The organism is Acidovorax sp. sic0104, assembly GCF_019219095.1.
Classification (GTDB): domain Bacteria; phylum Pseudomonadota; class Gammaproteobacteria; order Burkholderiales; family Burkholderiaceae_C; genus Acidovorax.
On sequence record NZ_JAHUWH010000029.1, the window covers coordinates 1 to 11785 of the forward strand.

The window sequence follows — 11785 nt, forward strand, 5'->3', positions numbered from 1 at the left end:
ACAACCACCAGTTGCCACAGTCAGCGCTCAAGAGTAGTACGCCAATGCAGGCCATGAAAGAGTGGTACCAAGAGCACCCGGATCTGTTTCACAAGCGGCCATATGATCGTCCGGGATGTGACAGCTAGTCAGGCTCTTGCCGGTCGACAACAATCGCAACCAAGAGCCCGAGGATGACGAGCGCACTGCCAAAGCCTGTGAGCCACCAACCGTACTGGGCGAGCATTCCGGATGCTGAAAATGCGTGAAATGCGCTTGCCCAGGTGTCTGGGTTGCCGATTGTGTTGCAGGCCGTCTGGAGCGCGGTTGCCAGTGCAATGACACCGAGGCCGAGAAACCAGTTTCGGAGCCTGCGCAACCATTTCAAGCGCTCCTGCCATCGTTGCTGCTTTGAAGGACTCATGCTGCTTGGACCCTTGCAGAGGAGTGGACTGACTGGGTGGACCTGGCGGGCGAGCAATTCGGCCGGCTGCACCGAAATAAAAGATCCGTCTCCGGTTCCACCGCCCCCCAGTAGAAACCAAGGTGCTTCAGTCCCGGATGCACGCTCTTTCACGATGCACGTTTGGCTTCAGCCTACCTAGGAGCCATTCGACATGCGGCTAGGGATCCCATACGTCAGATCCAACTGCGTGCCCTCGCACAATTTTGACCGCCAAACCTGTTCAGCAGCCTTGCCATAACGCCTGCATTTCCGGTCGGTCAAAGGCAAACATCAACCAGACAAACTATAGCGGCGATAGTCGGATCTCAACTTTCCAGGGCCCTTTTTTCGCATGAGTGCGCATTTTGGCCAACACGCGCTGCAGGGCATTTGGCCATAGCCCTGCGGTGCTTTGGTGGCGTCGCTAAACTGGCCCGGTCCCGGCTCCCGCAGCCATCGTTCAACCGTTGCCCTGGAGCACCGCATGCCCGACACCACCCCCTACACCCCACCCGCCATCTGGCAATGGCACAAGGAAAACGGCGGCCAGTTCGCCAGCATCAACCGCCCCATTGCGGGCGCCACCCATGACAAGGAACTGCCCGTAGGCCGGCACCCGCTGCAGCTGTACTCGCTGGGCACGCCCAATGGGGTCAAGGTGACCATCCTGCTGGAAGAGCTTCTCGCGCTGGGTCACAGCGGTGCGGAGTACGACGCCTGGCTGATCCGCATCAACGAGGGCGAGCAGTTCGGCAGCGGGTTCGTTGCCGTGAACCCCAACTCCAAGATCCCGGCGCTGCTGGACCGGACCAACGCAGCGAAACCAGTGCGTGTGTTCGAGTCCGGCGCCATCCTGATGTACCTGGCCGAGAAGTTCGGTAGCGCCTTTCTGCCCAAGGACGGCGCGGCGCGCGCGGAGTGCCTGTCGTGGCTGTTCTGGCAGATGGGCAGTGCGCCGTTCGTGGGTGGGGGCTTCGGGCATTTCTATGCCTATGCCCCGGTCAAGATCGAATACGCGATTGACCGCTATGCGATGGAGACCAAGCGCCAGCTCGATGTGCTGAACCAGCGCTTGGCCGGGCAGGAGTATGTCGCGGGTAACGAGTACACGCTCGCGGACATCGCCATCTGGCCGTGGTACGGCCTGATGGTCAAGGGACAGGCCTACAGCGCGGGCGAGTTCCTGCAGGTGCACGAATACACGCACGTGCTGCGCTGGGCCGAGCAGGTGGCCCGGCGCCCGGCGGTGGAGCGTGGGCGCAAGGTGAACCGTGTGTCGGGCGAGCCGGCCAGCCAGTTGCGCGAGCGGCACGACGCCAGCGACTTTGATAGCAGAACGCAGGACAAGCTGGACGCTGCGTCGGGCTCCTGACCACCTGCGCAGCGGGCGCGGTGCCGGCAGGTTTCCTGTACTGAACCTGCAGCACAGCGCCCGGAGCTTCAATCCATCAGCCGACCCAGAGCCCTCAGCACATTCTCAGCGGTCGCAGGTGCGGTCAGAACCACCGGGCGGCCAGGGCCGCCTTCACGCCCCGCAGCCACCGCGTTGCGCAGGGCTTCGTACACGCTGATCGCCAGCATGAAGGGAGGTTCGCCCACGGCCTTGCTGCCGCCGACGTTGTCTTCGCGGTTGGCCTCGGGCCACAGGTTCACGCGGAAGTGGGCGGGGATGTCGCCTGTCGCCGGGATCTTGTAGGTGCTGGGGGCGTGTGTGGCGAGATAGCCCTTGTCGTTCCAGACCAGCTGCTCGGTGGTGAGCCAGCCCATGCCCTGCACGAAGCCGCCCTCGATCTGGCCGATGTCGATGGCCGGGTTGATGCTGTGGCCCACGTCGTGCAGGATGTCCACGCGCGTCACGCGGCTCTCACCGGTGAGGGTGTCGATGACGACTTCGGAGCAGGCCGCGCCGTAGGCGAAGTAGTAGAACGGCCGGCCCGTGAGCGTGGCCTTGTCGTAGTGGATCTTGGGCGTGCGGTAGAAGCCGTCGCTCCACAGCTGGATGCGGTTGGCGTATGCCTCCTTCACCACGTCGTCGAACTGCCGCACCTTCTTGGGCGAGATAACCTGCCCGCCCTCAAAGCGGATGGCGCCCGCGCCGCAGCCGTCCAGCCCGCAGACGAAGGACGCGAGGTTGTCGCGCACATTGCGCGCCGCGAACTGGGCCGCGCGGCCGTTCAGGTCCGTGCCGCTGCTGGCGGCGGTGGCGCTGGCGTTGGGCACCTTGCTGGTGTCGCTGGCGGTTACCAGCACGCGGGAGAGCGGCACGCCCAGCTCGTCGGCCACGATCTGCGCGACCTTGGTGTGCAGGCCCTGGCCCATCTCGGTGCCGCCGTGGTTCACCTGCACGCTGCCGTCGGTGTACACGTGCACCAGCGCGCCGGCCTGGTTGAACAGCGTGGCGGTGAAGCTGATGCCGAACTTGACCGGCGTGATCGCGAGGCCGCGCTTGAGCACGGGGCTGGTGGCGTTCCAGGCGGCGATGGCGGCCTGGCGCTCGCGGTAGTCGGCGTCGCGCTCCAGCTGGGGCAAAAGCGCGTGCAGGATGTTGTCTTCCACCGTCATCTGGTAGTGGGTGACGTTGCGGCCTTCCGATGCGTCCTTGCCGTACAGGTTGGCCAGGCGCACGTCCTGCGCATCCAGGCCCAGGGCGCGCGCAATGTCGCCGAGGATGGCCTCGATCACGATCACGCCCTGCGGGCCGCCAAAGCCGCGAAAGGCAGTGTGGCTCTGGGTATTCGTCTTGCAGCGGTACGAGGCGATCTCCACGTCGCTCAGGTAGTACGCGTTGTCGCTGTGGAACACGGCGCGGTCGGCCACGGGGCCCGACAGGTCGGCGGAAAAGCCGCAGTTGGCCGCCATCTGAAGCTTCAGGCCCGTGATGCGGCCCGTGGCGTCAAAACCCACGTCGTACTCGTACGCGAACGGGTGGCGCTTGCCGGTGACCATGAAATCCTCGTCGCGGTCCAGGCGCAGCTTGACGGGGCGGCCGAGCTTGTTCGCGGCCACGGCGGCCCACACGGCCAGGTGGCCGGCCTGTGTCTCCTTGCCGCCGAAGCCGCCCCCCATGCGCCGGCACTCGACCTTGACCGCATGGTTGTCGATGGCAAGGGCGTGCGCCACCCAGTGCTGCACCTCGCCGGGGTGCTGGGTGCTGGAGTAGATCCACCACTGCCTTTGCTCCAGCGGCATGGCGTAGGCGATCTGGCCTTCGAGGTAGAAGTGCTCCTGGCCGCCCACTTCGAATTGGCCGCTCAGGCGGTGCTGCGATGCATCCAGGCCCGCAGCCGCGTCGCCCCGGCGCACGAACACCGGCGGCAGCACGTAGCTTTGCGCCTGCAGAGCGTCCTGCACTGTGAGCACGGCGGGCAGGGGCGTGATGTCGAGCTTCACCGCGCGCACCGCGCGGCGCGCCTGCATCACCGAATCGGCGACGACCAGGCCTATCACCTGGCCGATGTGCTGCACGGTGTCGATGGCGAACACAGGCTCGTCGTGCGCGAAGGCTGCGAGCAGCTTGTCGCCCGGCACGTCGGCCGCCAGCACCACGCCGCGCACGCCGGGCAAGGCCAGGGCGGCGGTGGCATCCACGCCGTTCAGCCTGCCGTGGGCCACGGTGGAGAGGATGGGCGCGGCGTACAGCGTGCCCTTCACCTCGGGCAGGTCGTCGATGTAGTGCGCTGCGCCGGCCACCTGGGCGCGCGCGCTTTCGTGGATGTGGGACTGGCCCATGGCGCGCAGGCTGGGTGCGGGCGCAGTGGCTGCCACCGCGCCCGCTGCCGCCTGGGGCTGCGGACCGGCGGCGTGGGCATCGGCGGCGGCGACCACGGGGTCATCCACGGCATCGCGGCTGACCGGTACGGCGTTGGGCGGGAGTTCACGCTGGTTCATACGGCGGCCTCCAGGCGGAAGTTCTCCACGCTCACCGCGTCTTCGCCCTGGCTTTCCAGCCAGAAGCGCTGCAGCAGGCTGGCGAGCACGGTGCTGCGGTAGGCGCCGCTCGCACGCATGTCGGAGATGGGGTGAAACTCGGCCTGCAGGGCCTGCACGGCGCGCTGCACGGTATCGGCATTCCAGGGCTGGCCGGTGAGGGCGGCCTCGGTCTGACGGGCGCGTGCGGGCGTAGAGGCCACACCGCCCGCGCCGATGCTCGCGTGGCGCACCACACCAGCGTCGATGTCCAGGTTGATGGCCAGGCACACGGCCGAGATGTCGTCGTCAAAACGCTTGGATATCTTGTAGGCCCGTAGCGCCTCGGTCACGCCCGGGCGGGGCACCACGATGCGCACCAGCAACTCGTCGGCGGCCATCACGTTCTGGCGGTAGCCGGTGTACAGGTCTTCCAGCGGCAGCGTGCGCTCGCCGCGCGCGCTGCTGGCCAGCACCACCCGGGCGCGCAGCGCGATCAGGAGCGGCATGGAGTCGCCGATCGGCGAGCCGTTGGCCACGTTGCCGCCCAGCGTGCCGGAATTGCGCACGGGCAGGCCCGCGAAGCGCGCAGCGAAGCTGTGCAGCTGGGGCCACTGGGCCTTGAGCACCGCGAAGGCATCGGTCAGCGAGACGGCGGCGCCGATGGCAATGTGGTGGGCGTCGCGCTGTACCTGGCGCAGCTCGGCCGCGCGGGTCACATCGAGGATGCGCTCGTACTGCTTGTGCTGCTTGGTGACCCACAGGCCCACGTCGGTGCAGCCGGCCACGATTTGCGCGCCTGGGTGGGCGGCGCGGGCGGCCAGCAGGTCGGCCAGCGTGGTAGGCGAAACATAGGAAAAATCGGCCTCTGGCGCTTGGTGTGTATGCGCCAATAGCTCTAATTTTTGTAGCAAAAGAGGTTCGTTGACCGCCACGGCAGGCAGCGCGGCCATCTGCTGCGCCGCGTCGAGAATGGGGCGGTAGCCGGTGCAGCGGCACAGGTTGCCCGAAAGGTCTTCCTGCGCCATCTCGCGCGTGATGGGCTGTACACCGCCGCCCGCCGCCTGGATAGGCACCACATGCCGCTGGTACATGCCGAACAGGCTCATCACAAAGCCCGGCGTGCAAAAGCCGCATTGGGACCCATGGCACTGCACCATCGCTTCTTGCGCGGGGTGCAAGCCTGCTGCGCGAACGGGGTGCGTCGTTGCGCGGTGCTCGGAATCCTCATGGACCTGAATGTCCATTCCGGTTCCTGCGCTCCGTGCGCCTAGCCCGCCGTCCGCTCGCGACGGTTTGAGCGGCACATCAGCAGGCTGGATCAGCGGGTCTTCCGCGAGGTCTTCCACCGTCCACAGCGCCATGCCGTCCACCGAATGCGCCAGGCGTATGCAGCTGTTCACGGCGCTGTAGTGCACATGGCCGCCCTGCGCCTCGCCCAGCACCACGGTGCAGGCGCCGCAGTCGCCTTCGCCACAGCCTTCCTTGGTGCCCGTGCAGCCCAGGTCTTCGCGCAGCACCTCCAGCAGCGTGCGGTCGGGCGGGACATGGTTCAGCACCACGGGCTGGCCGCGGCGGATGAAGCGAAGGGGGCGGTGGGGCGTCGTCATGCGTGGGGCGGCCCGGAGGCCGGGCAGATAGTCGTCAGAGAGGGATACCAGAGCGTATGCGCACCGCGCAGCGCCCACATAAGCGCGAGCGTATAACGAGGATGCCCGGCGCGCTATGGGTTTTTAAGGTGGGCCTCGGCACAGCGCCCCGCAGGCTGCCTGGATCAGCCGCTGGCGGCGGCCTGCCGGCGCAGCAGGTAGATGTCCATGATCCAGCCATGGCGTTCACGGGCCCGGGCACGCGCGCCTTCGATGCGCGGCCCGGCGTCGGCCAGGGGGCCGCTGTCCAGCAACTGCTGGGGCATGCCCAGGTAGGCGCCCCACCAGATGTGCACGCCTTCAGCCGGCAGTGTGGCGAAGCTGCACTGTCCGTCGAGCATGACCACGGCCGTGTCGACTCCGGCGGGCCACCCGTGGTCGCGCAGCTGGCGGCCCGTGGTCACCACGAAGGGCTGGCCGATGTCATTCAGCGCGATGGCGTGCGCCGCCGCCAGCGCCTGCACCGAGGTGATGCCCGCCACCACCTGCACCGTGGCCGGCGCGGGCTGCAGGCGGGCCGCGATGCGCAGCGTGCTGTCGTACAGCGACGGGTCGCCCCACACCAAGAGCGCCACGCGCTGGGCGGCCCCATCGGCGGGCGCTGTCAGGCACCCCTGGGCCAGGGCCTGGGCGATGGCCGCCTGCCACCGCTGCGTGATGGCGGCATGCCACTCGTCCACCTGGGCCAGGTAGTCGTTGCCGTCGCTGCGGCGCACCGGCATGTCGAAGCCGGCGATGCGCGGCACCGCAGGGCCCGTCAGCACCGCATCGCACAGCGACTGCCGCAGGGCCGCCAGCTCGGCCTTGTCCTCGCCCTTGTGCGGCAGCAGGATCAGGTCGGCCGCGTTCATCGCGGCGATGGCCTGGCGCGTGAGGTGGTCCGGGTTGCCGGTGCCGATGCCGATCAGGGTCAGCGCGATGGGGGGCAGGGCGGTGGGCACGGGGCTCATGCGGAGGGTGCGTCCAGCGGCTCGTCGCGGGCGGTGTCCAGCGCCGTGCCGCCGCGCACATCGGTGGCCGGAAAGCGCGGCGCGGTGCCCAGGGGGCGGTAGCGGCGGTCGTAGTCGGCGGCGTAGAGGCGGCTCTCGGCAAAGTCCTCGGCCTGCAGGCTGCGGCCCACCAGGATGAGCGCGGTGCGTTCCATGCTGGTGGCCACGGCCTGTGCCAGCGCGCCCACCGTGGTGCGCACCACGGTTTCGTCGGGCCAGCTGGCGCGCCACACGATGGCGGCGGGGCAGTCGGCGCCGTAGTGCGGCAGCAGTTCTGCCTGCACCTTGTCGGCCACGTGGATCGACAGGTGGATCGCCAGCACCGCGCCGGTGGCGGCAAACGCAGCCAGGTTCTCGGCCTCGGGCATGGAGGTGGCCCGGCCGGATGTGCGCGTGAGCACCACCGACTGGCACAGCCCGGGCAGAGTGAGCTCTGCGCCCAGCGTGGCCGCGGCGGCGGCGAACGAGGGCACGCCGGGCGTCACGGTGTACGGAATGCCCAGCGCGCGCAGCCGGCGCAGTTGCTCGCCCATGGCGGACCACACCGACAGGTCGCCCGAATGCAGGCGCGCCACGTCCTGGCCCCGCGCATGGGCGGCTTCGATCTCGGCCACGATGTCATCGAGGCTCATGGCAGCGGTGTTGACGATGCGCGCGTCCGGCGGGCAGTGCGCCAGCAGGTCGCGCGGGATCAGCGAGCCTGCGTACAGGCACACCGGGCACGCGGCCATCAGGTCGCGCCCGCGCACGGTGATCAGGTCGGCAGCGCCCGGACCGGCGCCGATGAAATGCACGGTCATGCCGATGCTCCTTGTAGTCTTGGGAACGGGGCCGCTGCCGCACAACAGGCCAGGGGACCATGCCGGCTGAGCGCCACGGCCAGGGTGGCGCTGCCGTCGGCGGCCACGAGGCGCGGCACGGCCAGTTCAGCCTGAGGGCCTGCGGCAGACAAGGCTGCGGCCTCGGCGATACTGCCGGTGCCGTAGCGTTCGGCCAGGCGCGCCGACTGCGTCGCCACGGGCTGGTGGGCCATGCGGCCTGCCGGGATCGGCAGTATGGGCACGGCGCGTGCGCCGTCTACGAGGCCCGACAGCCAGTGGGCCAGTGCCGGGTGGCCGGCCTTGGTGTCGAGCACGGCCACCGCGCACGGGTGTGCAGCGGGGAGCGTCAGCGCTGCGTCGCCCTGCAACAGGCCCCGGGCCTGCATCCACAGCGCTTGCAATGCTGCGGGCTCTGCATGCGCGCGAACGCCCACGCCGACCACCGTGCAGACGTGGCCGGAGTCCGAGCGCATCGCGCTGCGGGCACCGCTCATCGCTGCCAGCTCCACTGCACCAGCGGGCGGGCGGCCTGCCAGCTGTGCATGCGCCCGAGCGGCTGCGCGCTCGATAGCTCCAGCCGCAGAAGTTGCCCGCCGTGCGCGCCGTGCAGCTGCACCAGCAAGGCCTGCGTTTCCAGCGTGACGGCGTTCACCACCAGGCGGCAGCCGGTTGGCATCAACGCCCGCAGTTCGGTGAACAGCGCGGCGTTGAAACCGCCGCCGACAAACACCGCCTGGGGCGGTGGCAAATCCTGCAACGCGGCGGGCGCCGGGCCGTGCACCACCTGCAAGGCGGCTTGCAGGCCCACGCGTGCGGCGTTGCGGCGGATGTTGTCCACGCGGGCAGCATGCTGCTCCACACAGTTCGCCATGCCCCCGGCCAGGCACCACTCCACCGCAATGGAGCCGGAGCCGCTGCCGATGTCCCACAGCCTTTCGCCGCGCCGTGGGGCCAGGGCTGCCAGCGTCAGCGCGCGGGCCGGCGCCTTGGTGATTTGGCCGTCGTGGGCATAGAAATCGTCGGAGTGGCCAGGCACCTGGGGCATGGCCGTGCCGCCCTGGGCCTCCAGTGCCACGGCCACGGGGGCCTGCGCGGGGTCTGCCGCCAGCAGGGCGTCTGCCTCGTGTGCGCCCAGCCTGCGGCAGCGCTCGCGGGGGCCGCCCACGGCCTCCATCACCCACAGGCTGCTGTCGCCCCAGCCTTCCTGCACCAGCCAGTGCGCCAGATGCGCCACGGCCGCACCGTCGCGCAGCAGCACGATGAACTGGCGCCCTGGCGCCAGTCGGGGCAGCAGTTGCTGCAGCGGGCTGGCGTGCAGGCCCAGGCAATCGACCGCCTCCAGCCGCCAGCCCAGGCGCGCCGCGACCAGCGAGAATGTCGAGGGTTGCGCGTGGCAGCGCCACTCATCGGGCGCCAGATGCGCCGCCAGGCTGCCGCCCGCGCCGAACCAGAACGGGTCGCCCGATGCCAGCACCACCACGCGCTGGCCGCGCAGGGCCAGCACGGGCGCCACGTCGAAAGGAACGGGCCAGGGACGGCCGCGGTCACCCACCTGGGCCAGCGCCAGGTGGCGCGGCCCGCCGAACACCACCTGGGCGGCATCGAGCGCGTGGCGGGCTGCGGCATTGAGGCCCTGCAGCCCGTCTTCGTTCAGGCCCACCAATGTCAACCACGGATCAGTCATGACGCATGTTCTCCTGCTGGGCGGTACCACCGGCGCCAGCCAGCTGGCACAGGCCCTGCACCAGGCCGGCGTGTCGGCCGTGTTCTCGTACGCGGGCGTCACGCAGGCGCCGCTGGCGCAGCCATTGCCCGTGCGCGTTGGAGGATTTGGCGGCGTGCAGGGGCTCGTGCGGTACATGGCCGACCACGGCATCACCCATGTGGTGGATGCCACCCACCCCTTTGCTGCGCAGATGAGCCGGCATGCCTGCGAGGCTTGTGCCATGGCCGGGGTGCCGCTGCTGGCGCTGGAGCGCCCCCCCTGGCAGCCGGGGCCTGGCGACCGGTGGATCGACGTGCCCGACATGGCGGCTGCTGCGAGTGTTCTGCCCGCAGAGCCCACGCGGGTGTTCCTGGCCGTGGGGCGCAAGCAGCTGCAGGCCTTCGCGGGCCAGCGGCAGCACCGCTACCTGCTGCGGCTGGTGGATGCCCCCGCGCCCGGCAGCCTGCCCTGGCCCGACGATTCGGTGGATCTTGAGATCGGCCGTGGCCCCTTCAGCGCAGAGCACGACCTGGCCCTGCTGCAGGCGCACCGCGTGCGGTGGCTGGTGGCCAAGAACGCGGGCGGCGAGGCCACGCGCGGCAAGCTCGACGCTGCGCGCGCGCTGGGCCTGCCGGTGGTGATGGTGCAGCGGCCGCACCTGCCGCAGCGTGCGCGCACCGGCCACGTGGACGCGGTGATCCACTGGCTGCGTCATGGCGCATTGCCCGGCGAGGCCCCGTCGGCGGGCAGGCCGTAAAAGCGCGGCGTGTAGGTGAACCGGCCCACGCGCCGCGTGGCGCTGTTGCCCACCAGCACCACGGTGCGCATGTCGGCCATCTCGGGCGCTGCCTCGGCCAGGGTGCAGACGGTGAGCTGCTCGTCGGGCGTGGAGACCGCCCGCGCAAACACCAGCAGGCGAGCGGGCTCGCAGTGGGCGCGCAGCAGATCCAGCAGCCGCACGAAGCCTTCGGGCCTGCTGCGCGAGCGCGGGTTGTAGAACGCCATCGCGAAGTCCGCCTCTGCCGCCAGGCGCACGCGTTTTTCGATCACCGGCCAGGGCTTGAGGTTGTCCGACAGGTTGATGCAGCAAAAGTCGTGGCCCAGCGGCGCGCCGGCGCGCGCCGACGCCGCGAGCATGGCGGTGATGCCGGGCAGCACCTGCACGTCCAGCGTCTGCCAGGCGACGGCATCTGCAGGCTCGGCGTTTTCCATGGCTTCGAACACCGCAGACGCCATGGCGAAAACGCCCGGATCGCCGGACGACACCACCACCACCTGCCGGCCTTGGGCCGCCAGGGCCAGCGCCTGCCTGGCGCGGTCGAGCTCCACGCGGTTGTCCGATGCGTGCCAGGCCACGGCGCTTTCGGCGCCTGCTGCCCCGCACACGGCCCGGGCCCGCGCAACGTAGGGCAGGTAGCCCACCACATCGGTGGCGCTCTGCAGCGCCGCTGCCACCTCGGGCGTGATCTGCGCGAGGGCGCCGGGGCCCAGGCCTGCGATGGTCAGGCGTCCTGCGGGTGCCGTGGAGCCATTCACCATGCCGCCTCCGGCCGCCGGCCCTGGCCATGCACCAGCACGATGGCGAAGTACGGGCAGGCGTCGTCCGCCACCTCGGCCAACCGCGCGACCTGCTGCGTGGCCGTGGTGCCGTTCTGCACCAGCCAGGCGGCGTCCAGCCGCCCGGTGCGGGTGAGCGCGCGGCGGATGCGGAGCAGGTTGCGCCCCACCTTCATCACGACCAGCGCGTCCGCGGTCTGCATGCGACGCACCAGCTCGTCTTCGGGCAGGGTGCCGGTCATCACGCTGAGCACGTCGTCGCCCCAGGTGATGGGCTCGCCCGTGGCGTGCCAGCAGCCCACCATGCCGGGAATGCCGGGCACCACCTCGGGCGCGGTGCCGGTGCGCTCGCGCAGGCGGGTGTACAGGTGCATGAACGAGCCGTAGAGGAAGGGGTCGCCCTCGCACAGCACCACCACCTGCTTCGTCTGCGCCAGCAGCGCCAGGCGCGTGCACCAGTCGTCGTAGAAGGCCGAAAGCTGGGCCACGTAGTCCGTGCTGTCCACCGGCAGTTCGGTGGTCACGGGGTATTCCATGGGGTATTCGGTCACGCCCGGCGCGAGCAGGCCCTGCACCAGCTGGCGCGCCTTGCCGGGGCGGCCCTTCTTGCGGAAGAAGGCCACATGGAGCGCGCCCCGCACCAGGCGGTCGGCCTTCACGCTCATCAGGTCGGGGTCTCCGGGGCCCAGTCCCACGCACACGATGCCGGGCTTGCCGTGCGCGGATGCCATGGT

General features: G+C 69.7%; 11 protein-coding genes and 1 pseudogene. 3 read left to right on the plus strand and 9 right to left on the minus strand.

The features are described 5' to 3' along the window. Positions 1-128 (plus strand): annotated as a pseudogene (locus KW835_RS25695) (IS481 family transposase); the annotation flags it as partial. Here the strand turns inward: KW835_RS25695 and KW835_RS25700 are convergent. Then, positions 125-403: a hypothetical protein gene (locus KW835_RS25700; RefSeq protein WP_218387590.1), complete on the minus strand. Its 279-nt coding sequence runs from the start codon at positions 401-403 to the stop codon at positions 125-127. The pseudogene KW835_RS25695 and the gene KW835_RS25700 sit on opposite strands and share 4 nt — an antisense overlap. A gap of 505 nt (positions 404-908) precedes the next feature. Here KW835_RS25700 and yghU point away from each other — a divergent pair. After that, positions 909-1796: a glutathione-dependent disulfide-bond oxidoreductase gene (yghU, locus tag KW835_RS25705; protein WP_218387591.1), complete on the plus strand. Its 888-nt coding sequence runs from the start codon at positions 909-911 to the stop codon at positions 1794-1796. Positions 1797-1864: 68 nt separating this feature from the next. Here yghU and xdhB read toward each other — a convergent pair whose 3' ends face one another. The 6 genes from xdhB to cbiE all read right to left on the minus strand — a co-directional run bounded on the left by xdhB (position 1865) and on the right by cbiE (position 9473). Continuing rightward, entirely contained in the window at positions 1865-4312 is a 2448-nt protein-coding gene (xdhB, locus tag KW835_RS25710) for a xanthine dehydrogenase molybdopterin binding subunit (RefSeq protein ID WP_218387592.1), read from the minus strand. Further along, the gene (xdhA, locus tag KW835_RS25715; RefSeq protein ID WP_218387593.1) at positions 4309-5940 is read right to left on the minus strand and encodes a xanthine dehydrogenase small subunit; all 1632 of its coding nucleotides are present in this window, start codon (positions 5938-5940) and stop codon (positions 4309-4311) included. The genes xdhB and xdhA overlap by 4 nt, the downstream gene beginning before the upstream one ends. Before the next feature lie 164 nt (positions 5941-6104). After that, on the minus strand, positions 6105-6929 hold the full coding sequence (gene cobF, locus KW835_RS25720; RefSeq protein ID WP_218387594.1) for a precorrin-6A synthase (deacetylating): 825 nt from the start codon (positions 6927-6929) through the stop codon (positions 6105-6107). Further along, on the minus strand, positions 6926-7768 hold the full coding sequence (cobM, locus tag KW835_RS25725; protein WP_218387595.1) for a precorrin-4 C(11)-methyltransferase: 843 nt from the start codon (positions 7766-7768) through the stop codon (positions 6926-6928). Before cobM ends, cobF begins: the two co-directional genes overlap by 4 nt. Next, a complete protein-coding gene (locus KW835_RS25730) occupies positions 7765-8283 on the minus strand; it encodes a cobalamin biosynthesis protein (protein WP_255593962.1) in 519 nt (172 codons plus the stop codon). The genes cobM and KW835_RS25730 overlap by 4 nt, the downstream gene beginning before the upstream one ends. Beyond that, positions 8280-9473, minus strand: a complete 1194-nt coding sequence (gene cbiE / locus KW835_RS25735) for a precorrin-6y C5,15-methyltransferase (decarboxylating) subunit CbiE (protein WP_218387596.1) — start codon at positions 9471-9473, stop codon at positions 8280-8282. Before cbiE ends, KW835_RS25730 begins: the two co-directional genes overlap by 4 nt. Here cbiE and KW835_RS25740 point away from each other — a divergent pair. Next, positions 9472-10251 (plus strand): cobalt-precorrin-6A reductase, encoded by a 780-nt coding sequence (locus tag KW835_RS25740; RefSeq protein ID WP_218387597.1) that lies wholly within the window; start codon positions 9472-9474, stop codon positions 10249-10251. The genes cbiE and KW835_RS25740 overlap by 2 nt on opposite strands. Here KW835_RS25740 and cobJ read toward each other — a convergent pair. Together cobJ and cobI are read right to left on the minus strand one after the other, a co-directional pair. After that, a complete protein-coding gene (cobJ, locus tag KW835_RS25745) occupies positions 10206-11033 on the minus strand; it encodes a precorrin-3B C(17)-methyltransferase (protein ID WP_218387598.1) in 828 nt (275 codons plus the stop codon). The genes KW835_RS25740 and cobJ overlap by 46 nt on opposite strands. Continuing rightward, positions 11027-11782 (minus strand): precorrin-2 C(20)-methyltransferase, encoded by a 756-nt coding sequence (gene cobI / locus KW835_RS25750; RefSeq protein ID WP_255593964.1) that lies wholly within the window; start codon positions 11780-11782, stop codon positions 11027-11029. The genes cobJ and cobI overlap by 7 nt, the downstream gene beginning before the upstream one ends. Positions 11783-11785 lie beyond the last annotated feature (3 nt).